The 24745-nt window shown below is 40.1% G+C and carries 23 protein-coding genes; 4 read left to right on the forward strand and 19 right to left on the reverse strand.

The genetic code is table 11. The annotated features are described in order from the left end of the window. Positions 1-29: 29 nt before the first annotated feature. From AC2117_RS09620 to AC2117_RS09655, 8 genes are read right to left on the reverse strand one after another with little or no spacing between them, the layout of a single operon-like run. On the reverse strand, positions 30-311 hold the full coding sequence (locus AC2117_RS09620; protein WP_133973681.1) for a DUF971 domain-containing protein: 282 nt from the start codon (positions 309-311) through the stop codon (positions 30-32). Further along, positions 295-1293, reverse strand: coding sequence for a HEAT repeat domain-containing protein (locus tag AC2117_RS09625; protein ID WP_133973683.1), 999 nt, complete (start codon positions 1291-1293; stop codon positions 295-297). The genes AC2117_RS09620 and AC2117_RS09625 overlap by 17 nt, the downstream gene beginning before the upstream one ends. Beyond that, a complete protein-coding gene (locus tag AC2117_RS09630) occupies positions 1290-2129 on the reverse strand; it encodes an ABC transporter ATP-binding protein (RefSeq protein WP_133973685.1) in 840 nt (279 codons plus the stop codon). Before AC2117_RS09630 ends, AC2117_RS09625 begins: the two co-directional genes overlap by 4 nt. A 1-nt stretch (position 2130) precedes the next feature. Continuing rightward, entirely contained in the window at positions 2131-2985 is an 855-nt protein-coding gene (locus AC2117_RS09635) for an ABC transporter permease (protein ID WP_133973686.1), read from the reverse strand. 32 nt (positions 2986-3017) lie between these two features. Continuing rightward, positions 3018-4439 carry an ABC transporter substrate-binding protein gene (locus tag AC2117_RS09640; RefSeq protein WP_133973688.1) on the reverse strand — a complete coding sequence of 474 codons (1422 nt, stop codon included), beginning with the start codon at positions 4437-4439 and terminating at the stop codon, positions 3018-3020. 19 nt (positions 4440-4458) lie between these two features. Further along, a complete protein-coding gene (locus tag AC2117_RS09645) occupies positions 4459-4704 on the reverse strand; it encodes a ferredoxin family protein (RefSeq protein ID WP_005040873.1) in 246 nt (81 codons plus the stop codon). A 20-nt stretch (positions 4705-4724) separates the two neighbouring features. Beyond that, on the reverse strand, positions 4725-6458 hold the full coding sequence (locus tag AC2117_RS09650) for a fumarate reductase/succinate dehydrogenase flavoprotein subunit (RefSeq protein WP_133973690.1): 1734 nt from the start codon (positions 6456-6458) through the stop codon (positions 4725-4727). Between the two features lie 31 nt (positions 6459-6489). Next, positions 6490-7233 (reverse strand): GntR family transcriptional regulator, encoded by a 744-nt coding sequence (locus AC2117_RS09655; protein WP_133973692.1) that lies wholly within the window; start codon positions 7231-7233, stop codon positions 6490-6492. Positions 7234-7483: 250 nt separating this feature from the next. On the opposite strand from AC2117_RS09655, the gene chrA reads away from it, so the two are divergent. Next, positions 7484-8833: a chromate efflux transporter gene (gene chrA, locus AC2117_RS09660; RefSeq protein ID WP_133973694.1), complete on the forward strand. Its 1350-nt coding sequence runs from the start codon at positions 7484-7486 to the stop codon at positions 8831-8833. Between the two features lie 19 nt (positions 8834-8852). On the opposite strand, the gene AC2117_RS09665 is transcribed toward chrA, so the two are convergent. Then, positions 8853-9707 carry a helix-turn-helix domain-containing protein gene (locus tag AC2117_RS09665; RefSeq protein WP_042896405.1) on the reverse strand — a complete coding sequence of 285 codons (855 nt, stop codon included), beginning with the start codon at positions 9705-9707 and terminating at the stop codon, positions 8853-8855. 166 nt (positions 9708-9873) lie between these two features. On the opposite strand from AC2117_RS09665, the gene AC2117_RS09670 reads away from it, so the two are divergent. After that, positions 9874-10791 carry a DMT family transporter gene (locus tag AC2117_RS09670; protein WP_133973696.1) on the forward strand — a complete coding sequence of 306 codons (918 nt, stop codon included), beginning with the start codon at positions 9874-9876 and terminating at the stop codon, positions 10789-10791. Between the two features lie 32 nt (positions 10792-10823). On the opposite strand, the gene AC2117_RS09675 is transcribed toward AC2117_RS09670, so the two are convergent. The 4 genes from AC2117_RS09675 to AC2117_RS09690 form a co-directional block, all read right to left on the reverse strand. Next, entirely contained in the window at positions 10824-11828 is a 1005-nt protein-coding gene (locus tag AC2117_RS09675; RefSeq protein WP_133973698.1) for a homoserine dehydrogenase, read from the reverse strand. Between the two features lie 111 nt (positions 11829-11939). Continuing rightward, positions 11940-12731 carry a sulfite exporter TauE/SafE family protein gene (locus AC2117_RS09680; protein WP_133973700.1) on the reverse strand — a complete coding sequence of 264 codons (792 nt, stop codon included), beginning with the start codon at positions 12729-12731 and terminating at the stop codon, positions 11940-11942. Between the two features lie 250 nt (positions 12732-12981). Further along, a complete protein-coding gene (locus AC2117_RS09685) occupies positions 12982-14637 on the reverse strand; it encodes a bifunctional protein tyrosine phosphatase family protein/NAD(P)/FAD-dependent oxidoreductase (protein ID WP_133973702.1) in 1656 nt (551 codons plus the stop codon). A 9-nt stretch (positions 14638-14646) separates the two neighbouring features. Further along, positions 14647-15342, reverse strand: a complete 696-nt coding sequence (locus AC2117_RS09690) for an MBL fold metallo-hydrolase (RefSeq protein WP_133973704.1) — start codon at positions 15340-15342, stop codon at positions 14647-14649. A gap of 192 nt (positions 15343-15534) precedes the next feature. Here AC2117_RS09690 and AC2117_RS09695 point away from each other — a divergent pair, with 192 nt between their 5' ends. Both AC2117_RS09695 and AC2117_RS09700 read left to right on the forward strand, forming a co-directional pair. Next, on the forward strand, positions 15535-16806 hold the full coding sequence (locus tag AC2117_RS09695; RefSeq protein ID WP_133973706.1) for a sigma-54 interaction domain-containing protein: 1272 nt from the start codon (positions 15535-15537) through the stop codon (positions 16804-16806). Positions 16807-16875: 69 nt separating this feature from the next. Beyond that, the gene (locus AC2117_RS09700) at positions 16876-17787 is read left to right on the forward strand and encodes a bestrophin family protein (RefSeq protein ID WP_133973708.1); all 912 of its coding nucleotides are present in this window, start codon (positions 16876-16878) and stop codon (positions 17785-17787) included. A gap of 47 nt (positions 17788-17834) precedes the next feature. Here AC2117_RS09700 and AC2117_RS09705 read toward each other — a convergent pair whose 3' ends face one another. From AC2117_RS09705 to AC2117_RS09730, 6 genes are read right to left on the reverse strand one after another with little or no spacing between them, the layout of a single operon-like run. After that, positions 17835-18893, reverse strand: coding sequence for a 2,3-butanediol dehydrogenase (locus AC2117_RS09705; RefSeq protein ID WP_133973710.1), 1059 nt, complete (start codon positions 18891-18893; stop codon positions 17835-17837). Between the two features lie 29 nt (positions 18894-18922). Continuing rightward, positions 18923-19708, reverse strand: coding sequence for an acetoin reductase (locus AC2117_RS09710; protein WP_133973712.1), 786 nt, complete (start codon positions 19706-19708; stop codon positions 18923-18925). 26 nt (positions 19709-19734) lie between these two features. After that, positions 19735-21138 carry a dihydrolipoyl dehydrogenase gene (gene lpdA / locus AC2117_RS09715; RefSeq protein ID WP_133973714.1) on the reverse strand — a complete coding sequence of 468 codons (1404 nt, stop codon included), beginning with the start codon at positions 21136-21138 and terminating at the stop codon, positions 19735-19737. 10 nt (positions 21139-21148) lie between these two features. Next, a complete protein-coding gene (locus AC2117_RS09720; protein ID WP_133973716.1) occupies positions 21149-22687 on the reverse strand; it encodes a 2-oxo acid dehydrogenase subunit E2 in 1539 nt (512 codons plus the stop codon). A 1-nt stretch (position 22688) separates the two neighbouring features. Further along, a complete protein-coding gene (locus AC2117_RS09725) occupies positions 22689-23708 on the reverse strand; it encodes an alpha-ketoacid dehydrogenase subunit beta (RefSeq protein WP_133973718.1) in 1020 nt (339 codons plus the stop codon). A gap of 13 nt (positions 23709-23721) precedes the next feature. Then, the gene (locus AC2117_RS09730; protein ID WP_133973720.1) at positions 23722-24684 is read right to left on the reverse strand and encodes a thiamine pyrophosphate-dependent dehydrogenase E1 component subunit alpha; all 963 of its coding nucleotides are present in this window, start codon (positions 24682-24684) and stop codon (positions 23722-23724) included. Between the last annotated feature and the right edge of the window lie 61 nt (positions 24685-24745).

Here is a 24745-nt window from a genome sequence, read left to right on the forward strand (position 1 = left end):
TGCCTTCTGCCAAAAAGTAGAAGGCATTTTTAGTAATTAGAAAACTCTTTTAAGAAAACCCAAGGATAAATTCCTTTGTCATGTCCATCACTAAAACAGATTTGGGCACCATATCCTTGATCAAACATTGCGGTAATTTCAATTTCCGCCTGTTCAATTTTTATTTGTTTTATACGTTTTGACCTGCAAAAACCGCACGGACAAATTTCTCTAAGATTTTGATGACTCAAGCATAGGCTTGAACCATCACTCCAAATAAAATGAACTTGTTTATTTAAAATATCTACACGGATATCAGGTCTGAGTTGCATACGCCCCCTCCGTGATTTGAGTTAATCCAATACGAATTGCTTTTCGGACTTCAGGATCAGGGTCATGTTGATGCTGCTCTAATAGCATTTGAGCTTCTTGTGTGCCAATTTCACCCAGCGCTAAAGCAACTTCTTTGCGTAAATTGCTAATTTCATGTTTAAAATTAACTGCTAAATCTGTAACGGCCAAACTCGATTTTAATAACCCTAAACTGCGTACAGCTGCAATTTGTACTTGCCAGTAAGGGTCAGATAAAGCGCTAATTAATTGCGTTTCAAGCTGAATAATACGTAATTTTCCAATAGTGAGTGCCGACTCAACTCGTAGTTGCCAACTTTTAGCACCTAGCGAATATTGAAGTGCCTGAATTACATCGGCCGATATAGTTTTACTATAGGCAAGACCACCTGTTGCTATTCTACGTACTTCATCATCTACATCTGTTTCAACAATTTTTGCCAATATTGCAATGGCTTGATCTTGTTGCAACCAGCTTAAAGCACTCACAGCTTCACGGCGTACAAGAATATCTTGATGCTGTACCAAAGCTGATATTTCTGCAAAGAACTGCTGTGGTCGTAAAGGTTTTAATGCACGTAAAATTGCGCTTTTTACAAAAGTATTTTCATGCTGTAAATATGGTGCAAGTACATCAGCTGATGCAGCTTCTTTGATTTCACTTAAACTCTGACTTGCTGCCTGACGAACATCAGCACTTTCATCTATCAAAGCTTGAGCAAGCACATATAAGCTCGCTTCATCTTCCCAACTTTCTAGTTTTTTAGCAGCTTCTTCACGGACCAAAGCGGAAGGATCATGTTTTAATGCGTCATGTACCCAAGGCAATAAATCTGGATTTTCCTCATCACCAATATTCATTAAAGCAACAAAACGAACCTTTTCATCTGGTTGATTTAGCTGGGCGAGAAATTCCTGATTATATTCATCTTGGTCGTCTAAGGTTTGATAATAAAAACTCATTCGTATTCCTTGATTTGTGCTTTCTTTCCAAGCCCTAACGGGTTTAAGCGACTTAACTCTTCTTGTTGAGTGGCTTCCTTTAAAGTTTGCATGCAATGTTTTTTAATGGTTGTAAATTCACTACTCGTAACAAGTTCGATATCACGTGGACGTTCAAAATCAAGGTTGATTTCCTCAATAATTCGGCCCGGTCTATGGCTCATAATCAGTACTCGATCTGCGAGAAAAAGTGCTTCATCAATATCGTGGGTAATAAATAAAACTGAAGTTTGAATTTCTTGCCAAATTTCGAGCAATAGCATTTGCATTTTTAAACGGGTTTGAGCATCAAGTGCTCCAAAAGGCTCATCCATTAATAAGATTCGAGGCTCATTAATAAGTACTCTCGCAATTTCAACTCTTTGCTGCATACCGCCAGAAAGTTCGGCAGGAAATTTCTGCTCAAATCCTTTAAGCCCAACCAGATCAATCATCTTTCTGGCTTGTTCTATACGGCTATGCTTGCTGATTCCTTTCATCTTTAAACCAAAAGCAATATTTTCTAAAACGCTTTTCCAAGGAAATAAAGTATGCTGCTGGAAAACCAATCCTCTATCCGGATGCGGTTCAATAATAGACTCATTGTCGACTGTTAAAGTTCCTGAACTAATGGGTAAGTGTCCTGCCAAAGCCCCTAATAATGTTGACTTTCCACAACCTGAAGGCCCTAATAAACAAATAAACTCACCCGGTTGTATTTCAAAATTGACCCGATCTAATGCTTGAAAGCGATTTTTACCTTGCCCTAAATGTAGTGATAGATTTTGAATGCGTACATGGCCTTGTGTAATTGACATTTTAAGACTTCCTCAATTGATACCATGGGGTAAATCGATTTCCAATCACACGGACTAAGGTACTACTGAACATACCTAATGCCCCGATCAGCACCATGCCAACTACAATATTGCTGTAATTTTGCAAGGTGAAAGATTCCCATGTGAAATAACCAATTCCGTGTTGGCCTGAAATCATTTCAGCGGTGACTAAACAGAACCAACAAGTACCCATTCCAATGGATAAACCGGTAATAATGTTGGGTAATGCACCCGGAATAATGACTTCACGGATAATGGCGAAATCAGAAGCGCCTAGACTTTTTGCCGATGCAATTAATCTTGGGTCGACTGCACCGACACCATGGACTGTGTTTAATAGAATCGGAAATAAAGCGCCAATAAAGGTAATAAAAATCATGGAAGCTTCTGATGATGGAAAAATCAGAATCGCTAAAGGAATCCATGCAACTGCTGGAATTGGGCGTAATACTTCTAATGGCGGCATTAAAAATGCAGCAATTTTTTGATAACGTCCAGCCAACAATCCAATGCCTACACCAATCAATGCAGCCAATAAAAAGCCAATTACAACTCGAAAAATACTAGATTCAACATGTTCAAATGCTGTGCTGAGTTGAAAAAACGACCATAGCGCATGTACAACATCTAAAGGTGTCGGTACATTGCTAAAGTTCACAATACCTAAATTTATTTTAAATTGAGCCAACGCCTGCCAGATTGCTATCCAGAAAACTATGGATGTAAAAGCGATTCCATAATTTTTAAAATGTGTTTGATATGACCTCAACACCTGAAAAAACTTGAGTAAAAAAATGCTTTGGTTCTTGGGTTTTGTCTGGGCTAAACTACTCATTCGTCACCTCCTGATATGTGAGTAAAACAACATCAACCATGGGTCACTAGCTGAATGGTTTTAAAGTCATATACTTTTCCGCCTTGTTGTTTAGCCCATTTTTCAGCATCATCTTTTAATAAAAAGGCCTGCACTTGACCTGCTTTATCTGTGGCGTACCATGCCAAATTGGCAAGCAATTTAATGTCGGATTGATGATCTTGGCTATAAACCACACGTACGGTTTTTCCTGCCGTTTGAATTTTCTTTAAATCAGAAAAAGCATGCTCAGGTGTTTCATAGCTACGAACCTTTTCTTCACCCTTTACCCAAATTTGAGTCACTCGATTAAACGTTTTGATGGGTTGTCCTGTTAAAGCATCATTTGCAACTAATAGCGATTTTGCATAATCAGAAAGTTGTTGGCTGTAATTGAGTCCAGAAGCCTGAAATGCTTCTTTAATGTATTGGTCATCAATAAATTTATTTACATCGAGACTACCATCGTTTTTGCCTAGAACTTTTAAGGTATCTATGGCAATTTGGGTTGCTTTTCGATATTCAGGTTTCCAAGTCAAATCACGAGTTTGTAGACCTAATGGTCCATGAAACAGATAAACCACCTCGGCAGGAATACCCGTTTTTTCTGCAATCAGTTCACTATATTTTTCAGGTTGTTCCCGAATCAGACGATTTGCTTCAATAGTCGCTTGTAAGTAAGCTTTTATGACTTCTGGATGTTGCTGTGCATAATCCTTGCTGGCAAGTGAGCCATGAAATGTCGGTGATTTTGCTTGTGAACCATCATAGATTTTTTTAGCAAAACCTTGGTAAGCAAATAACTCTCCAAAGGGTACAAAGTCAGCATGCGCAGCAATCTTATGACTTTTTAATGCAGGCCCCGCCACTTCTGGAGCCTGAGCAATCACTTTAATATCTTTATCAAGTTGCCAACCTTCAGCTTGAATCGCTCGTAGTAAGAGGCCATGAGCAGTTGAGGCAAAAGGTACAGAAATAGTCTGTCCTTTTAGTTCTTTCAGTGAGGTGACTTTTGAGTCAATTGGAACAACAATCGCATTGCCACTGCCATTAATACTGCCTGACAACGGTGCTAAAAATATGCTTTCTTTTCCAGCTTTTTTAAATGCAGCTAAATTGTTTACAGCAGGAAAGTCGGCCATTGCTCCCAAATCTAGACGCCCAGCTACCATCTCACTGGTTAGTGGTGCACCAGAGGTGAAGTTTTTCCATTGAATGTCGTATTTAACATGCTTGTATTGACCATCTTTAGGTAAATATTTTGGTAATAAATTCAACTCACGAACAAGTAATCCACCACTTGCACAGTTAATGGTTGTGTCTTGTGTACCAATCGCTACCCGAACAGTTTCACTTTTGCTGCCACACCCAATAGTGCCGAGGACAATAACGCCAATTAAACTGCTCAGTAATAATTTTTTATTTCTATCTTTCATTTTATGTATTCCAAATTAATTATTTGAGTAAGTATGGGATATTTACTTTGACTGCATCCGTTGGGCAGTCCTTTTCACAAGGCATGCAGTACCAACATTCATCAAATTGCATATAAGCTTTTTGAGTTATAGGATCGATTGCCAATAAGTCCATTGGACAAACATCTACACAGACTGTACATCCTTTATCAGCAATACATTTATCTTCATCGATAATGACGGGAGCGATAGTACGGTGCTGAATTTCTTTAAAAATAAAAGCCATTGTTTGAATTCCTGATTTATTTAGTCTGTAAGAGCAACATCTTTTTGAATGCGTAAACGGTCATAAGACATAGCTTCATCTTGATTAATCGGAACCACATAAGGCTCAATTGTTTTTTTGAAACTGGTCATGTTGCCGTTTTCATCTTTTTTCAAATGTGCATGACAGAACCATTCCGAGTTATTCTTCTGAGGAAAATCTGCACGATAGTGATAAAGGCCCCAACGGCTTTCTTGTCTAAACAATGAGGCTCTGGCCGCCATTTCTGCGCAGTCTCGAATAAAAGATACTTCAGCGGCGCGCATGAGTTCATGCGGGTTTTGTGCAGAAATTCGGGCAATATCCTGTTTTATTTCTTCAAAGCGTTTAAGCCCAATTTCCATTTTTTGGCGCGTTTTAGGTGGCTGCAAATAGTCATTTACAAAACGGCGCAACTTATATTCCACTTGTTCGGCTGGTAAACCTTCAACGCAATTAAGTGGAGCAAAGATTCGTGCTTTCTCTGCCTCTATTTCAGTTTGGTTCAATTCACTATCTAGAGTTTCGCTCACATATTGTGCTGCGTTTACTCCAGCAAACCAGCCATAGGTAAATGCACCAAGCATATAGTTATGTGGTACGGCAGCCATGTCTCCTGCACTATATAAACCTTTAACTGATGTTTCTGCTTTTTCATTTACCCATACACCAGAAGCACTGTGTCCACTGCAAAAACCTATTTCTGAAATATGCATTTCCACCATATCTTGACGATAATTGGTACCTCGGCCTTCATGAAAACGTCCGCGACTTGGGCGCTCATTGGTATGTAAAATCTCCTCAATAGTTTGAATCGTTTCTTCAGCCAGATGATCTACCTTTAAATAAACTGGACCATTACCACTTTCCAGCTCTTGGTAAAATTCCCACATCATTTGACCACTCCAGTAGTCACATTCAATGAAACGTTCACCTTTACTGTTGGCGGTATATCCACCCAATGGGCCTGTGACATAGGCACAAGCTGGACCGTTATAGTCTTTAATCAGCGGATTAATCTGAAAGCATTCTAAATTGGCAAGTTCTGCACCTGCATGGTATGCCATGGCATAACCATCGCCTGCATTGGTTGGGTTTTCATAAGTTCCCATTAAATAGCCTGAAGTTGGTAAACCTAAACGCCCTGCTGCACCACAACATAAAATGGCAGCTTTAGTTTTAATGACATAAAAATCACCACTACGGCAGTCAAAGCCAAGTACACCATTGATTGCACCCTGCTCATTTTTTAAAAGCTTCGTAGTCACAATTCGGTTGTTAATTTTAACTTGAGCACGCTTTAACTGACGATATAAAACCTTTTTTACATCATGGCCTTCAGGCATTGGTAAAACATATGCGCCCATGTGATGTACTTTTTTTACAGCAAACTCACCCGTTTCATCTTTTTCAAATTTAATGCCCCATTGATCAAGTTGTTGAATGGTTTTAAAACTGTGTTTGGCATATGCATATACAGTTGTCTGGTTAACCACTCCATCGTTGGCAATCGTAATTTCTTTGGTGTATTGCTCTGGTGTTGCGTACCCCGGAATAATGGCATTATTAAGCCCGTCCATACCCATTGAAATAGCACCACTACGCTTTACGTTAGCTTTTTCAATCAGTAAAACTTTTAGATTGGGGTTTTCCTGTTTTGCTTTAATTGCTGCCATTGGCCCAGCAGTTCCACCACCAATAACGACAATGTCATATTCAAGATATTTAGTTTCCATGGTTGTATATTCCTTATTTTTATTTCTGTTCTTAACGATGAATACGTAAACGGTATTGGAACGTATCACCTGAAAAATAGAGATATTCATAGTCAATCGGTTGCCCATTTGCATCGTGGGTCAAGCGTTCTACGCGTAATATAGGTGTACCTAACTCCACTTGTAGTAAGGCCGCTAACTCTTCATCAGCTACTGTGGCATCAATGCTTAAATCAGCATGCCCCAGTGGGATACCGCACTCTTCTTCGAGGGCTTTAAAAATATCGGTAGTACGTAAATCAATCGCTTTCTCTTTAAGTTTTAGCCCAATATGTTCTGGTAAGTAGGTCAACTCATAGGAAACCGGCTGGCGGTTTAGCAAACGAACACGTTGAATTTCATACACATTGGCTTTAACAGGTAGTTTCAATTTCGGTACGACATGCACAGGAATTTGCTTAAGCTCAGCCGAGATAACCCTGTTCAAAATTTCATGACCCGCAGATGACATTGCTTCAGCAAAGCCTTGTAAATTTGAGATGTTCTGGAAGGTTTTTGGCTTACTTACAAAAGTTCCTTTGCCTGGAACTTTGAAAATGTAGCCCTCTAACTGTAATTGAGTTAATGCCTGACGAACTGTAATTCGACTCACACCAAACTGTTCAGCAAACTCATTTTCAGATGGAATTTGGCTAAGAACAGCATATTCACCATTTACGATTTTATTGAGAATGAGTTCCCTTAACTGATCGTAAAGAGGTTTATGATTTTTTGAATCTTGGGGGAGCTGGCTCATGCTGCACAACCTGTTATAACAACTTGAGCAAATAATGTATAAAATGTTTCTGTAGTGGAAATAATTTAAAGCGATAACTTTAGTTGAAAATATAATTTTTATTAATTTCAAAGTGTTGATATACATAAAAACGTAAGATTGAAAAAATGATCATCAAAAGTACATCTGGCTTTGCTATGCTGTTAAAAATAATTTGGCCTTTCTAAAGCAAATATTTTTATAAATTAAGTTCTATTTTAAAGAGATGGATATGCTACAAAAAGAAGAAACCATCGCGGATGGGCCAGTGGAAAATATCAGTTTCTGGCAAGCTTTTTTATTTTGGTTGAAATTGGGTTTTATTAGTTTTGGTGGACCAGCGGGACAAATCGCAGTCATGCATCAAGAACTGGTTGAGCGAAAACGCTGGATTTCTGAGAAAAGATTTTTACATGCACTTAACTACTGCATGTTACTACCTGGCCCCGAAGCACAACAATTGGCGACTTATATTGGTTGGCTCATGCATCGAACGGCGGGTGGGCTGGTTGCTGGTATTTTATTTGTATTACCCTCTTTATTCATTTTAATTGGTTTATCTTGGGTTTATATAAAATTTGGAGATGTACCTGTTATTGCTGGAATTTTCTATGGAATTAAACCAGCCGTAACTGCAATTGTATTTCATGCTACTTACCGTATAGGTAGCCGCTCTCTTAAAAATAAATTTTTATGGGGAGTTGCAATTGCTGCGTTTTTTGCCATTTTTGTTTTAAAACTTCCCTTTCCTCTTATTGTTTTATCAGCTGGTATTGCAGGCTACTTAGCCAGTAAAAAATATCCTGAGCTATTTTCTTCAGCGGCGGGTCATAAAGCCAGTCAAAAAGATTATGGCCGTGCATTTATTGATGATGATACGCCCACGCCAGAGCACGCTAAATTCCAATGGTCGCGCTTAGCTAGACTTATTTTTGTGGCAATCACTTTATGGTTATTACCCCTCTTAGCTTTAGCTTCATATTTTGGATGGCATCATTCTTATACTCAAATGGCATGGTTCTTCACTAAAGCAGCTTTACTTACTTTTGGTGGTGCATACGCCGTTTTACCGTATGTTTATCAAGGTGCAGTGAATAACTTTGGTTGGCTTTCACCTACTCAAATGATTGATGGACTCGCTTTAGGTGAAACCACGCCGGGGCCACTGATTATGGTTGTTGCTTTTGTCGGTTTTTTAGGAGGTGTGAATCATGCATTACTTGGCCCAGAACATCTATTTTTTGCTGGAGCACTGGGTGCAGTCATTGTCACTTGGTTTACTTTTCTTTTTTCATTTGTCTTTATTTTTGCTGGTGCGCCCATTATTGAATCTACCCATAATGAAATTAAATTTACGGCGCCCCTTACTGCAATTACCGCGGCTGTGGTCGGTGTGATTTTAAATCTGGCATTATTTTTCAGTTATCACGTGCTATGGCCCCAAGGTTTTTCTGGACCCTTTGATGTTGTTGCGGCTTTAATTACAGTCGCAGCATTTATTGCCTTATTCCGTTTTGAAATTAATGTGTTATACGTGATTTTTGCATCAGCACTGGTTGGATTGCTGGTTTATCTTTTATAGAAAATTGAACATGAGTCTTTTAACGTAACTGTGAAGGACTCATGCCATAAAACTGTTTAAAGCGATGGCTCAAATGGCTAGCCGAACTAAAACCACATACTAGAGCAATATCTTGTAAAGAGAAATGTGAAGATTTAATAAGTCCTTTCGCCTTCAACAACCGTCTTTGCATGACATATTGGTGAGGTGCCATATTCATAGATTGTTTAAACATATGAGCAAAATGATATTCGCTTAAATTCACAACATTTGCTAAATCAGACAAAGTAAGTGCTTGATCTAAATGATCTTCAATCCAATCTTGAATATATTTAAGTTTATGAGGTGCAAGTCCACCTTTAATGGCAGGCTGTTGCCATTGAACATTGCTATATTTTCGAATTAAATGATTCAGCAATAAACTGGCTGTTGTGCTCATTTGCAAATGATTTGAAGAATCTTGCCAGTCACAATCTAGCAAGAAAAACTGATATAACGCGCGAATCCGTTCGTCATCACTAAATGTAACTTCATTAAGTTCAATTTGATTAGGTTCTTTGTCCCATATTTTTTCCGCGACATCACGCAAATGCTGGTCGGTATAATACAAGTGAACGAATTTAAGCCCACCTCTTATATCCCAAGTCGACTCCTGATGTTCTGGCAATAAGCAAAAACGCCCCGGCCCGCCGCCATTTTTCCAGCCCACAGGTGTTTTTTGATAGCTTTCATAACCATCTTGAATATAGAGACTTAAAGTGTGGTGGTCGCTACAGACACTTACACGATCTTGTTGATTAGACCAAAATGCAAGTTGCATATTTTCATCAAGCACCACGGTTTCGTGAAGCTTGGCTTTAGATTGCTGTAGCTGTTCTAAAGTTTGATAGGCCATGCCAATTTAAAACGAATATCATTGAACTTAAGTTAACCATATTCAGCAAAATTGAGCTAGTTTAGATCTATAAAAAACGCAAGATCTTGCATGTACAACACAAGAATATATACGTGAAAAATGAAACATTCCTCGATACTTAAGCTTGGTAATCGAGGATGAATTTATGAATATTTTACTCTATGTTGCAGTGGTGTTGATTTGGGGAACAACATGGATTGGAATTGCCATTCAGAGTCATTATGCAACACCCGTCGTCGCAATTTTGTGGCGTTTTGCCATTTCGGCCTTATTACTTTGGGTAGTTTTACTATTTTCAGGAAAATTACAGCGAATTGCATTAAAAGACCATTTATTTTGTATGCTACAAGGTCTATGTGTTTTCGGCCTAAACTTTATTTGCTTTTATACCGCAGTTAAATATGTAAACAGCGGTTTAGAGTCTGTCATTTTTTCGATGGCTGTTTTCTTTAATGCCATTAATGCCCTTATCTTTTTTAATCAAAAACCTTCACCAAATTTTGGTCCAGCTGCACTTTTAGGTTTAGGTGGCATCGTTTTACTATTTTGGCATGATCTCATAAATAGCCAGTTTAATGCTCAGTTATTATTAGGTATTGGGCTATGTGCTGTAGGCACTTACGGTTTTTCTTTAGGGAATATGATCAGTGTTAGACATCAAAAACGTGGTTTAAATATCTTTTCAACGAACTGTTATGCCATGACATATGGTGCACTGGTGATGTTAAGTTTAGCTTTATTTACTGGTCAAAATTTAATGCCTCCAATGAATTTCCCATTTTTAAGTTCAGTACTTTACTTGGCTGTATTTGGCACAGTTATTGGGTTCTCTGCTTATTTTTCTTTAGTTGGGCGAATTGGTGCTTCAAAAGCAGCATATAGCACGTTGCTCTTCCCTTTAGTGGCTCTAACTGTTTCTACCTTCTTTGAAGGATATGAGTGGACCTTAAATGCTGTAATTGGAATTTTATTAATCTTACTTGGCAACTACTTAATGTTTAGTAAGTTTGAAATTGGAAAAAAGTTATTTAATAGTCAAAAAAATTGTGAGAAGCAGGCTTAAAAGCCTGCTTTTTTTATAAATCATAATTAATTTTAGCAGCCCGTTTTTAGCATCAACTCAAAATCTTTTAAAGCAGCAGCTGCCGTAGCTAAAGGCGCAGATGCTCCTCCACTTACAACAAGCTCACCCATTTCTTGAGTTAACACTCGAATGCATTTATTAGAACCTTGCAGATGAGCAAAAGAATGATTTGGCGGAACTAATCTTAATTCAACACCTGTTTGAATTTGCTGATTTTCAATATGAATAAAACCCACCAGACGAGGAATTAGATCTTCTTTTTTCCAGTCACGAATATGATCGGCAGTAACATGGCTGATTCCTTGTCTTGGAATATCTTGAATTTTTATATCAGCTCCCAAAACGGTATTTGCCAATATCGTAATTTTAGCAGCCGTATCCCACCCATCTACATCAAAAGAACTATTAGGTTCGGCAATACCTTTTGCTTGAGCTTTTTGAAGAGATTCTGCAAATGTACATTCATGTTGCAACATATCATTTAAAATAAAATTTGTAGTTCCAGTAAAAACACCTTCTATTGCTAAAATCTGACAGCCTGCTAAGTTATATTCAAACAAATCAACTGTCGGTAAAGCCGCAGCCGTCGCGCCGCTAAAAAATAATTTTTTATTGTGTTGATGTGCCAAATTAATTATTTTTTTGCCCTCTACAACTAAAGCACCTTTAGATACTGCTATCGCATTCATGTTATGTGTTAGAGCATAATTTAAATAAAACAGGCCTTTGCCCCCTGTCACATAATCACTTGGCCCAGTCTCAATAATGACATCCGCCTGTACCTGTTCTAAAAACTTTTGCTCAGTTTGACCTGCTTGATATTGAGTTTTATCTAGCCACTTGGCAGCTTGCAAACCGTCTTGATCAATTAAGCCGGATGATGAGTTGCAGACACCCACTAAACGAGCATCAATTTGATATTTTTGTTTATAGTATTCAGATCGATTTAAAAGAAGCTCTGCAATTTGTTGTCCAATCCGTCCAAAACCACAAATTGCCACGTTAATTCGCTTCATATCGTTTTCTCAAAAAATTTAAATGGTTTAAATTCAAAAGTTTCCAAAGTTAATGTTAAGGCTTCATTTGGAAACTTGTATTTATAAAGGTGAGTTAAAATACTATATCACTTAGATATTTGTGAGATTAACAATCTTAACTACCATATAAATTGCGACAGCAAAAACCATTAAAGCAAAGACTTTTTGTACAATTGCAGCCGGAATAAAACGAATGGCTCGACGTCCGACTAACATACCGAATGCACATGCGAGTGCAAACGCACTGGTAATGCCTACTGGATAGTGAAAACCCTCTGCAATATGCATCACAATACTCGTTCCACTAATAAGAAAAATAATCATGAGTGAGGTTGCAACAATACTATGCATGTCGAGATTAGTGACTCTTCTAAGTGCAGGTACGATCACAAAACCACCGCCAACCCCTAACATTCCCGTTAAAAGCCCAGCAATAATCCCGATGCTCGCGAGAACACTTCCCGTTTTAAAATTCCAGATGAAACGCCCCGTACTTGGGTTAACCTGACACGGTGGGTTGTGAAAATCTGATACGCGATTGCTGATGAGTCGATAGCCTACTGTAAACATAACTAAGCTAAACATGAGCATGAGCCAAATAGGAGAAATCGTGTTGGCTATTAAAATTCCGATATGTGCCATAGGTGCGCCAATAAGGGCGATCCAGATTGCAGCACGATAACGAACCATCTTTTTAAATAGCCCTTCAATCGTTCCAATCAGTGTAGACAGCGCAACTGCCAATAAACCAATTGGTGCTGCTTGAGCCACGCTCCAGCCTTGACTGGTCATTAGTGCAGGTACAGCAAGAATGCCACCACCCGCTCCTGTAAGACCAAGTAAAAAGCCAATCACAATGCCTTCAACGACAAGTAATAACATATCAGAAGCCTAAAATTTCATGTTTTGCATTTGCAGTGAACTGCTGTAATTGATGTGGTAAAGTTATTCCTCTCTGCAAGGTTTTAACCACCTTTCAGGGTAAATCTTTGTTGAACTATTCCACTTGAGTACAGCTTTCGCCTTCTTTCGAAGCTTCAATCGCTTCTCAGAGTAAAGCGTTGCTTTACTTATCCTCTTAACTCGAGCACAGCTCTCGACTTGCGCTCGGGTAAAGATTATTAATCTTTACTTATCCTCGCTCAGGTTTGACCATCCATTCGCGGCCTTTGAGCATGCCTTGCCAGTAAATTGGCGGTAAAACCTGTTCTTTAAGTAGCCATGCCAATCGAGATGGTCTTTGCCCATCAATCACCCACTTCGGAAAACTTGGAAGTAACTTGCCGCCATAGCCAAACTCAGCCAGAACAATCTTTCCACGCTCTACGGTGAGTGGACATGAGCCATAGCCGTTATATTCACAAAAGTTTTGCTCACCTTTAAGTTGTGCTAGAACATTTACAGCCACTATCGGAGCTTGAGCACGTGCCGCAGCAGCAGTCTTGGCATTAGGCGCATTCATCACATCACCTAAAGCAAAAATATTGGCATGCTGTGTGTGTTGTAAGGTTTGCGGGTTAACGCTCACCCAGCCTGCTTCATCAGTGAGAGTACTTGCACGAATGAAATCAGGCGCTTGTTGCGGTGGAACCACATGCAACATATCGAAATCGGTCTCGACCAATGCTGCATTTTCATCATTCACAACTTTAAACCATGCTTTTTTTGCAGGTCCATCTACTTTGACAAGTTGATGGTTAAAGTGCAGTTCAGAACCATATTTTTCGACATATTGCATCAGTGCAGGCACATACTCCTTCACCCCAAATAAAACAGCGCCAGTGTTATAAAAGTGAATTGAGATATCTTTAAGTCTGCCTTGCTTTAACCAATAGTCGGCCGAAAGATACATTGCTTTTTGAGGAGCACCAGCACATTTAATTGGCATAGGAGGTTGGGTGAAAATTGCCTTTCCACCATTTAATTGTTGTACCAGTTCCCATGTATAAGGCGCCAAGTCATAGCGATAGTTAGAGGTCACCCCATTTTTACCAAGGGTTTCGACTAGGCCTTCAATCCCATGCCAATTCAGTTTTAAACCGGGACATACGACCAACGCTTTATATTGAATGGGTTGGCATCCTTCCAGAATAACCTGATTGTGGTCGGGGTCGAATCCAGCAACAGCAGCTTTCATCCATTTCACTTTGGATGGAATCACACTTGTCATTGAACTTGCTGTTACTTGCGGCTTAAAAATACCGGCCCCTACCATGGTCCAGCCGGGTTGATAATGATGCGTATCTGCCGGATCAATAATGACAATATCTAAGTTTGGTTCACGACATAAGAGACTAGATGCAACAGAAATTCCAGCTGCTCCAGCACCAACAATCACAACACTATAGCAAGGAATCGTTGCTGATTCATGATCACGTTTTAAAATACGTGGCACTAAGCCTTTTAGGTTAAATCCAAGTTTATGACCTGTTTCGACTAACAGAGCTGCATCTTTTGGGTCAACTTCGGCCAAAGCCCATAAACTGATTGCACGCATGCCAGAGCGGCAATACGCTAAAACAGGTTTCTGGGCATTCTGATAAAACTGCTTAAAATCGTTCACTTGCTGATCGGTAATTTTGCCACTTGTCACTGGCTGATAAATGACTTGTATACCTAACCTTTGTGCTGCTTCTTCAATTTCAATCACATTGGGTTGGTCTGCACCTTCTCCATCTGGACGGTTACATATCAGAGTTTTTACTCCCTGATTTGCAATTTTTGCGACCTCATCGGCAGTGATTTGACCAGCAACATAAAAATCTTGATCAATTTGTTTGAGTTCCATATTGCCACCTTAAAATTGCGAAGTTGAGCCACAGGCTTGATTGGCAGGTAATGCTTTATCGATCTGTTTTGGATATGGCAGATTTAAATTATTCATCAATTTAATAAAATCTTCACGCGAGCGATTCTGTCCTAAACGTGAATTCTTTAAGCGCTCATTACCAATAGTCGAAGACAGGCGACCTTTATAATCATGTCCCGGATAAACAATAGTATCGTCAGGCAAACTAAAAAGTTGTTTATGAATACTGTCATAAAGTGTGCCAGCATTACCCGCTTGGAAGTCAGTTCGACCACAACCATCAATTAATAATGCATCACCAGTAAAAACCATATTTTCAACCAGATAACTCGTACAAGCATTGGTGTGACCTGGTGTATAGCGTGCTTCAATATTGAGATTGCCCAGTTTAAGCATGCAACCATCTGTAATTAAAATATCTCCGCAATTTACACCTGAGTTTCGATGTAAAACCGATTTGCAATGGAAGCGTTCACGCAGCAAATTCGCAGCCGTGATATGGTCGGCATGAACATGGGTGTCTAAGGTATATATGAGTGTAAATTGAGGCTGCTCTAATTCTTTTGCATAAATCTCTATATCTGATGCGACAGGGTCAATTAAAACGGCCTCTAATGTTTCTTCGCATGCAAGCATATAGGTATAAGTCGAACTTTCTTGCTCAAAAAACTGCTTAAAGAACATGGTTTATAACCCCAATAATTTATTTCTTTCCTATATTTTGCAAATAAGATGCCAATTATTTTAAATTAAATAATAAACATAAAAATCAAAAACTTAAAATAATAAGTAAAATTAAAGTTAGAAAATAAACTCAGCTTGATGTTCCTATGAAACTCAAGTATGTTTCAATGAAACGATTATGAAACACAGACAATGGCAAAGTTAAATTTTGAGTCAGAACAAGATTTTTTTATTTTATTTGAGCAATTAAAAGCTTTATTCCCAAATGCGAGCCTGTTTTTAGCTGATATCACGACTCAAGCAATTCACTATAAATTTAATACGGATGATATTTCTGTCGAGAGCATAGCCGCACTGACTCAAGATCATCACAATCAATATCTTGAAATTAATACTCATAAAGTTAAAAAACGATTTATCTATCAAGAGCATGATATTTATATTAAAGAGAACCATTTTATTGGGAAGCTACATATTTTACAGCCAGTTGGCATAGAAGAAGATTTTGCTGATCAAGTACAATTAACAGAGCAATTAAAAGACTTAGCCAAGGTTTTTAATAGTTGCTCACCAGAAATGACCCGAATGTTTTCAATCATTCAAAGAGTCGCCATTACCGAATTTCCAGTGCTCGTCCGCGGTGAATCCGGTAGTGGCAAAGAGCTTGTGGCAAAAGCGATTCATGATTATAGCCAGCGTAAAAATAAGATTTTCGTAGCTATTAACTGTGCAGCTTTAAATTCTAATATTTTAGAAAGCGAACTGTTTGGGCATGTTAAAGGCGCTTTCACCGGAGCAATTCGCGATCATAAAGGCGTGTTTGAACGTGCCGCGGGCGGAACTCTTTTTCTTGATGAAATTGCCGAGATTCCTTTAGAACTTCAAGCTAAATTATTACGTGTATTAGAAACAGGTGAAGTTACCCCAGTCGGCGGTGAAAAACCGATTCAAGCCAATGTCCGCATTATTACGGCAACGCATAAAGCTCTGCGTGAGGAAGCTAAGGCTGGGCGTTTTCGTCACGATCTACTCTATCGGTTACGTGTGATTCCAATTTTTATACCGCCACTCAGAGAGCGAAAAGTCGATATTCCACTGATTGTCGACCAGATTTTAAAAGAAAGCTCCACTCAACTCGACACGATGCCTCGTCACGTCAATCAAAAAGCCATGCAAGTTCTACTTAATTATGACTGGCCTGGGAATGTTCGTGAGCTTAAAAACACCTTGCTTTATGCGTTAACAATGGCCAATGGTAAGGTCGAAATTGAAGTTGAAGACTTACCAAATGAACTCTTAAATGCTGAGGATTACGTTAAATTGCCAGAGACAAATACGGAACTTAATCCGGAAAATGTGCAAGCAGCTTTAGAAAAATATAATCACAACCTGAATATGGTTGCCAATATTTTTGGGATTAGCCGTACAACACTTTGGCGTTATCGACAAAAACATAAGCTTTAGGGAGGTATTTATCTAATCTAAGGCGTATCATACTGCTCTTGGTTAGGTTCGTTTGTTCAAAGGCTTTATATGATTGTCCGTGATAAAAGCAATGTATTTAAATTATTATTTGCTTGGAAAGGAACAATTTTGCCGAAGGTTCTGCCTGCGCTGAGCATTGTTATTCTCATTTCAGCATTGATCGTTTTTCTTTCTTTTTATCATGTCATTCAAATTCCGACAGTTCCCACAATTGGATTTACCATTTTTGGCGTCATTCTTTCTATTTGTACGGGCTTTAGAAATAACGCCTGTTATGACCGTTGGTGGGAAGGACGAAAACTCTGGGGTGCTTTAATTGCAAATGCGAGGCATATTGTCAGAGATAGCCATGTTTTATCAGATGAACAACGTGAACATTTAATTCATCAGGTACTAATTTTTAGCAATTTATTACGTGATCGACTCCGTCAGCAAACTGTTGAACCGACCCAATTTCTTGAACATGCCTATTTAAATAACTCTTCACTTGATTATTTAAATGAGCATATTAATGCCCCACAATTTGTCTTAGAAAATATTCAAAAAGATTTGGTTAAAGTGCTTAAAAATTGCGAGATTAGCGATATTATCTACAGCACACTGAATCGTCATATTGTGGAGTTAGGCAATATTCAAGCAGGTTGTGACCGAATTGCTGGGACACCTTTGCCCTACTCATATTCAGTACTTTTACATCGTGCTGTTTACTGTTTTTGTTTTATATTACCTTTTAGCCTAGAAGCAACTTTAGGCATCTGGACACCGCTTATTGTTGGTCTTATTGCTTATATGTTTTTAGGTTTAGATGCCTTAAGTGCCCAAATTGAAGAACCTTTTGGTTTGCAAGAAAATGATTTACCGCTCGATTCAATTGTTCGCCTGATTGAACGAGAGTCTTTAAGCTCTTTAGGGCAGCCATTACCGCCTATTATTGAAGCCAAAAATAACAATTTACTTTAATAAAAAAGAGCGAATCATCGCTCTTTTTTATGGGTTTATCATTTCATTTATGGCTGTACAATAATTTTAACCGCTGACTCATTATTATGAATTAAGGTATCAAAACCTTGTGAAATCAAATCGTCCAGTTGAATACGCTGAGTGATGAAAGGCTCTAAATTTATTTTACCCTCTTCAACCAGCTTAATGGTTTCCTGATGGTCATTTACGTAGGCAATTGTACCTCGTACATCAAGCTCCTTCATTACCACACTATGCACATTAATTGATGCTGGATGGCTCCAAATCGAAACAATCACAATGACTCCAGTCGATCTAGTTGCAGTCACCAAAGTATCTAATACTTTATTAACGCTACTACATTCAAACGCAACATCGACGCCATCACTATTGGTGATCTTCATAACCTCAGAAACCACATCAACTTCTGACGGGTCTAAAATATAATCTGCAACTCCTGACTCTTTTGCTTTTTCCTTACGTTTTGCACTCAACTCGGTAATGATGACAGTAAGCCCTTTCGCTTTTAAAATTGCCGAAAGTAGTAAACCAATTGGCCCTGCACCACCAACCAGAGCAATATCACCAGCTTTGGCGCCACTTCGTACAAAAGCATGATGACCAACCGATAACGGTTCAATTAATGCTGCTTGGTCTAATGGAATTTTGTTGGAAATTGGATGTACCCAACGGCGTTTAACCGCAATTTTTTCCGATAACCCGCCGCCACGACCACCTAAACCAATAAAATTCATGTTTTTTGAAAGATGATAATTATCGTCCGGCCCAGTCGGCACATCGTCAGCCACAATATAAGGCTCTACCACTACATGTTGACCGATTTCAATATCATCAACACCTTCACCTACCGCATAGACCACACCTGAAAACTCATGTCCCATCGTAATCGGAGCTGATTCACCTGAAATAGGATGTGGATGTCCACACGGTGGAATAAAAATTGCTCCTTCCATGAACTCATGCAAATCTGTACCACAAATTCCACACCAAGCAACCTTAATGCCTACAGTGCCAGCAGTGACTTCTGGTTCTGGGATATCTTCAATACGGATATCGCCTCTGTCATAAAAACGTGCTGCTTTCATTATTATCTCCCTCAAATCAGGATGTTGTTTTAGCGATAGACTATTCCGCCGTCCGTTAAAATCGATTGACCCGTAATGTAATCTGAATCTTCACTCGCCAGAAAAGCAACTAATGCGGCTACATCGTCTGGCGTTTGGGCTCTACCTAAAGCAATGCCTTCTACATACTTTTTATAAGTTTCACCTATAGCCGCACCAGTAATTTCAGCAAAACGTTTATCAATTTCAACCCACATGTCGGTTCCGACAATTCCAGGGCAATATCCATTTACCGTAATACCGTGACTGGCATATTCTTTTGCGGCGGCTTGGGTAAGCGCACGTACTGCAAACTTGGTAGCAGAATAAACACCCAGCAAAGCAAACCCATCGTGGCCTGCAATTGAGCAAGCATTAATAATTTTACCTTTATGTTGGCGTTGTTTAAATTTTGCAGCAGCAGCCTGTATTCCCCACAGTACACCGCCAATATTGATATCAACGATTTTATGAAACTCATCTGGTGTGGTATCTGCAATCGCCTGAACCTGAGCGATACCAGCATTATTAATCATGACATCAAACCCACCAAGAGTTTGCTCAGCATGATTTATAGCGGCATACACTTGCTCGCGGTCACTGACATCGGCAATAAATGTGCTCGCATTTACACCTAAAGCCTGAATTTCCTGTTGCACATCATTCAATCGATCTTGTTTCATATCGACTAATGCAATGTGTGCTCCTTCTTGCGCCAAGCGCAGGGCAATCCCACGGCCAATGCCTTGGGCTGCTCCTGTTACTAAAGCGACTTTATCTTTTAATCCCTTAACCATGTTCAACTCCTGTAAATGCAGAATTTCTACATATGAATCGCTCGCTGCATTGAAGCCAAAATGGACTCATGCATGGCTTCTGATAATGTTGGATGTGGGAAAATCACCTGAGCAAGACTTTCATCAGTCGCTTCTAAATATTTAGCAATCGCAAAGCCCTGAATGTGCTCGGTCACTTCATGGCCCACCATGTGTGCCCCAAGTAGTTCGCCCGTTTCTGCATGTATGACAGTTTTAACGAAACCTGACGCATCTCCAATTGCCAAAGCTTTGCCATTCGCAGTTAAAGAAAACTTGCCAATTCGTACGGGTAAGTTCTGAGCTTTTGCTGCACTTTCAGTCAGACCAATGCTAGCCACTTGCGGATGAGTAAAAATACAACCCGGAATTTGGCTACGGTCGAGTGAATGCACATTTGCTACACCAGCAATTTTCTCGACACATATCATGGCTTCATGACTTGCTTTATGGGCAAGACACGGCGCTCCTGCCACGTCACCAATTGCGTAGAGACCAGCCACATTGGTTTTACAATAGTCATCAATTGCCACAAAACCTTGCGGAGTGAACTCAACGCCTAAATATTCAAGTCCTAAATTAGTCGCGTTAGGCTGTACACCAATTGCCGAAAGCACACGGTCAAAAATGATCGTTTGAACATCATTTGCAGTTTCAATTACACAGTGGACCTGACCATTTTCAATTTGAATGCTTTGAATTACGGCACCCGTTAGGACCTTCATTCCTTTTTGTTCAAACTGTTTTCTGACAAATTGAGCAACTTCTGCATCTTCAGTCGGTAAGATTTGTTTAGCTAAATCAATAAGTGTGACCTGACACCCTAAGTCTTGATAGAGGCTGGCAAACTCACTACCAATTGCACCCGAACCAACGACGAGTAAGCTTTTTGGCAGTTCTTCTGGAATAAGTGCTTCTTTATAACTCCAGACATACGTTCCATCGACAGGAAGTTGAGGAATATGTCGGGCTTTTGCACCAGTTGCTAAAATAATATGTGGTGCACTTAAAGCCTGACTTTTACCTTGAGCATCTTTAACTTCAAGTTTTTCTTTAGCAGTGAGTTTGGCGCGACCATTAAATACAGTGACCTGATTCTTTTTAAGCAAGTAATCTATGCCCTGCACCAACTGTGCCGAAACTTGACGGCTATGTTGCACAAGCTTTTGAATATCAAAATCGAGTTGGGATACCTGAAAGCCAAACTGTCCAGCATGTTTAAACTGGGTTGCAAGCTCTGCCCCTGCAAGCAAAGCTTTAGTTGGAATACACCCCCAATTCAGGCATATTCCACCTAAATGTTGCTCTTCTACAATTGCGGTTTTTAGCCCGAGCTGGGCTGCACGAATTGCAGCCACATATCCACCCGGTCCCGCACCAATCACAATCAAATCGAATTGAGTTTCTGACATGCGGGATCTCCTACACCAAAATTAAAGCTGGATTTTCAACAAACTGCTTAAAGCTGGCCAAGAACTTTGCACCTACAGCACCATCAATAACCCTGTGATCGCAAGACAATGTTGCCGTTACAATCTCACGAACCACTACATTTCCATTTTCAACAACAGCACGTGGTTCTGAAGCACCCAATGCCATAATTGCACCTTGCGGTGGATTAATAATCGCGTCAAATTGTTTAACGCCAAGCATACCTAAGTTGGAAATGCTAAAGCTGCCTCCCTGAAATTCATCAGGTTGTAACTTGCCGGTTTTGGCACGCGTTGCCAAATCACGCATGTCATCGGAAATTTGTGCTAAAGACTTCTGATTGGCGGCTTTCACAATTGGTGTAATTAAACCGTTTGGAATCGCCACAGCCACCGAAATATCGGCTTGTGAAAATTGCAAAATTGACTGTGTTGCTTCATCAAACTGAACATTCACTTCAGGCACTTTAATGAGTGCTGCTGCAGCGGCTTTAATCAGCATGTCATTAATAGAAAGTTTCACCTGTGGAACAGTCTCATTAATCTGCTTACGTAAATTCTGCAAAGCTTCTACGTTTAGATCGACTACAAGACGGAAATGCGGTGCATTACGTTTTGCCGCTTGCAAGCGTGAGGCAATCGCTTTGCGCATACCATTCATCGCGACAGTGGTGATTTTTGATTGCGGTTGAGCCACAGCGCACTGAGCCGATTGTTCATTTACTGCCGTTGGGTTGTTACGGTGGTAAACGGCTTCAACATCTTCTTTGCAGACACGGCCTCGGGTACCTGAAACACGGCAGTCGTTTAGGTTAATACCCCATTGTTTTGCCAAACGGCGTGCAACTGGTGTTGCCAAAACACGGCTATCATCGGCCGTAGATTTAACTACTTTAGCTTGATGTGGTTGTTTAACATCTGGCCACTGGCCTCCAGCAGCTTGTACAGCCTTTTGGATGTCTTGAACGCTAATACGCCCTTCACGACCTGAACCCGTCACTTTTGCCAATTTAACATTATGCTTTTCAGCAAGTTTCAAAGCATGTGGAGTTGCAAAAAACTCATCAGATGCTTGATAGCCTTGTAATGACTCGGGTACATCGTAGTCACCTTTAGCAGCCTTTACTGGAACTGGAGCACTTGCAGCTACAGACTGTGGTTGTTCTGCTTTTTCAGCAACAGGTGCAGATGTTTCCGCTTTACTCTGTTCCGAAGATGCTTCAGGGGCTTTAGCTGCTGAACCACCGAGCGATGTAATAAATGTTTCAATTTCTTCATCAGAAACTTGGCTTTCAGCACATACAGCAATAAGACCACCGACAGGCAAAGTGTCCCCGTCTTTTGCTAAGATTTTACGGAGTGTTCCTGCAAAAGGTGCTTCTAATACATTGACGATTTTTGTGGTTTCAATTTCACAAATTTCATCACCCTTATTAAAGCTGTCGCCTTCTTTAATCAACCATTGGGCAATCGTGCCTTCTTCCATGGATAATCCCCATTTCGGGATCTCCAGCGTTTTAATTTCGCTCATCCTAAGCCTCCAATGTTTTTCGTACAGCTTGCTCAATACGCTCTACACTTGGAATCCATTCTTTTTCTAAAACTGGTGAGAATGGAACAGGCGTATGTGGTGGCGTTACGAGCTCAATAGGCGCTTTTAAATAATGGAAACCTTTTTGTGCAATTAGGGCAGCAATATCATGTCCGAAGCCACAGCGCGCCGCTGACTCATCTACAATCACAACACGCCCAGTTGAAGCGACTGATTCCAAAATCCCTTCTTCATCAAGTGGAGAAATTGTTCGAGGGTCCACCACTTCAACCGAAATACCATCTTTTGACAGTTTGTCTGCTACTTCATTAGCACGATGGACCATCAAACCTAAAGCAATAATAGTTACGTCCGTACCTTCTCGGGTGTAATTCGCAACTCCAAAAGGAATGGTATAGGCTTCATCTGGAACGTCACCTTTAATGTCATAGAGCATTTTATGTTCACAGAACACGACAGGATCGTCATCTCGAATTGCTTGAATTAATAGCCCTTTCACGTCGTATGGACTAGATGGAACCACAACTTTTAAGCCCGGAACCGCGGCAAATACGTTATAAGGTGATTGAGAATGCTGAGCTGCTGCAGAAAAACCCGCGCCAATCATGCCGCGGACAACCATTGGCGCTTTTGCTTTGCCACCAAACATATAACGGAATTTAGCGGCTTGGTTATAGAGCATGTCATGGCACACGCCGTAGAAATCCATAAACATTAGATCGGCAACAGGACGTAAACCTGTTGCAGCAGCACCAGCCGCCATACCAATAATTGCTGATTCGGTAATCGGGGTATCAATAACACGTTCCGAGCCAAACTCTGTCCACAAACCTTTGGTTACACCCAGTACACCACCAAAGCCTTCAAGCTGGTTATCTTCGGTATTTTTACCGCCATGTCCACCACGCACATCTTCCCCCACAACAAACACAGTGGGGTCACGGCGCATTTCTGATTCAATGGCTTCTTTAATTGCATTACGAAAACTTTTATTTGGCATCTTTACTATTCCTTTAGTAAGAGACATAGACGTCGGTAAGGAGTTGTTCTGGTTGTGGGTATGCCGCAGCACGAGCTTTAGCAACTGCATCATCGACATTTGCCTTAGAGGCTGTATCTATCTCGTCTAGCTTGGCTTCATCAATTTTGCCTTTGACTTTTTCTCGGAAAATTTTCAAAGGATCTTTATTTTCTTTAATGAAATCGACTTCTTCTTTAGAACGAATCAAGCCAGGATCACCTTCGAAGTGTCCATAAAAACGGTTAGTAATGGTTTCTATAACGCTTGGGCCTTCACCACAGCGCGCACGTTCAATAGCAGTTTGAGCCGCTTCATATACAGCAAAGAAATCGCTACCATCGACTTTAACTGCCGGCAAACCGAAACCTGCCGCACGGCCCGCAATGTCTTTACTTCCTACCGCGTAGTCATGGCCTGTCCCCTCACCAAACCCGTTATTCTCAAAGACAAAAATCACAGGAAGCTTAAGTACAACAGCCATGTTCATTGCTTCAAAAGTAAGACCTTGGTTTGAACCGCCGTCACCGGTAAAAGAAAGCCCGACACCACCAGTTTTTAAGGTTTTAGCTGTTAGCGCTGCACCAATTGCCAAAGGAGGCCCACCACCCACAATCCCGTTGGCTCCGAGCATGCCTTTATCTAAATCGGCAATATGCATAGAACCGCCTTTTCCTCGGCAAAGTCCGTCATCTTTACCGAAAATTTCCAGCATCATGCCGTGAATGTCACAGCCTTTGGCAATACAGTGCCCATGACCACGATGGGTTGAAGTGATATAGTCTTTATCTGTTAAATTTTCACAAATACCGACTGCCACAGCCTCTTCACCACTATATAAGTGAATAAAGCCGGGAATATCACCATTGGTATTTTCTTCGTGAAGTCGATCTTCAAATTCACGAATATCACGCATACGTTTATATGCTGCGAGTAATTGCTCTTCCGTTAATTGCATATCCTTTTCCTTTATTATCTTGATTTTAAAAAATCAACCAAGTTTCAAGCGAAAATGCTAG

The organism is Acinetobacter calcoaceticus, assembly GCF_900520355.1.
GTDB lineage: Bacteria > Pseudomonadota > Gammaproteobacteria > Pseudomonadales > Moraxellaceae > Acinetobacter > Acinetobacter calcoaceticus_C.

Coding starts and splice junctions, on each gene's coding strand:
- AC2117_RS09645 (WP_005040873.1), bottom strand. CDS start 4,704: ATGGCTTTTATTTTTAAAGAAATTCAGCACCGTACTATCGCTCCCGTC.
- AC2117_RS09700 (WP_133973708.1), top strand. CDS start 16,876: ATGATTGTCCGTGATAAAAGCAATGTATTTAAATTATTATTTGCTTGG.
- AC2117_RS09655 (WP_133973692.1), bottom strand. CDS start 7,233: ATGAGCCAGCTCCCCCAAGATTCAAAAAATCATAAACCTCTTTACGAT.
- AC2117_RS09695 (WP_133973706.1), top strand. CDS start 15,535: ATGGCAAAGTTAAATTTTGAGTCAGAACAAGATTTTTTTATTTTATTT.
- AC2117_RS09650 (WP_133973690.1), bottom strand. CDS start 6,458: ATGGAAACTAAATATCTTGAATATGACATTGTCGTTATTGGTGGTGGA.
- AC2117_RS09630 (WP_133973685.1), bottom strand. CDS start 2,129: ATGTCAATTACACAAGGCCATGTACGCATTCAAAATCTATCACTACAT.
- AC2117_RS09685 (WP_133973702.1), bottom strand. CDS start 14,637: ATGGAACTCAAACAAATTGATCAAGATTTTTATGTTGCTGGTCAAATC.
- AC2117_RS09680 (WP_133973700.1), bottom strand. CDS start 12,731: ATGTTATTACTTGTCGTTGAAGGCATTGTGATTGGCTTTTTACTTGGT.
- AC2117_RS09730 (WP_133973720.1), bottom strand. CDS start 24,684: ATGCAATTAACGGAAGAGCAATTACTCGCAGCATATAAACGTATGCGT.
- AC2117_RS09640 (WP_133973688.1), bottom strand. CDS start 4,439: ATGAAAGATAGAAATAAAAAATTATTACTGAGCAGTTTAATTGGCGTT.
- AC2117_RS09720 (WP_133973716.1), bottom strand. CDS start 22,687: ATGAGCGAAATTAAAACGCTGGAGATCCCGAAATGGGGATTATCCATG.
- AC2117_RS09705 (WP_133973710.1), bottom strand. CDS start 18,893: ATGAAAGCAGCACGTTTTTATGACAGAGGCGATATCCGTATTGAAGAT.
- lpdA (WP_133973714.1), bottom strand. CDS start 21,138: ATGTCAGAAACTCAATTCGATTTGATTGTGATTGGTGCGGGACCGGGT.
- AC2117_RS09635 (WP_133973686.1), bottom strand. CDS start 2,985: ATGAGTAGTTTAGCCCAGACAAAACCCAAGAACCAAAGCATTTTTTTA.
- AC2117_RS09710 (WP_133973712.1), bottom strand. CDS start 19,708: ATGGTTAAGGGATTAAAAGATAAAGTCGCTTTAGTAACAGGAGCAGCC.
- AC2117_RS09725 (WP_133973718.1), bottom strand. CDS start 23,708: ATGCCAAATAAAAGTTTTCGTAATGCAATTAAAGAAGCCATTGAATCA.
- AC2117_RS09665 (WP_042896405.1), bottom strand. CDS start 9,707: ATGGCCTATCAAACTTTAGAACAGCTACAGCAATCTAAAGCCAAGCTT.
- AC2117_RS09625 (WP_133973683.1), bottom strand. CDS start 1,293: ATGAGTTTTTATTATCAAACCTTAGACGACCAAGATGAATATAATCAG.
- chrA (WP_133973694.1), top strand. CDS start 7,484: ATGCTACAAAAAGAAGAAACCATCGCGGATGGGCCAGTGGAAAATATC.
- AC2117_RS09675 (WP_133973698.1), bottom strand. CDS start 11,828: ATGAAGCGAATTAACGTGGCAATTTGTGGTTTTGGACGGATTGGACAA.
- AC2117_RS09670 (WP_133973696.1), top strand. CDS start 9,874: ATGAATATTTTACTCTATGTTGCAGTGGTGTTGATTTGGGGAACAACA.
- AC2117_RS09690 (WP_133973704.1), bottom strand. CDS start 15,342: ATGTTCTTTAAGCAGTTTTTTGAGCAAGAAAGTTCGACTTATACCTAT.
- AC2117_RS09620 (WP_133973681.1), bottom strand. CDS start 311: ATGCAACTCAGACCTGATATCCGTGTAGATATTTTAAATAAACAAGTT.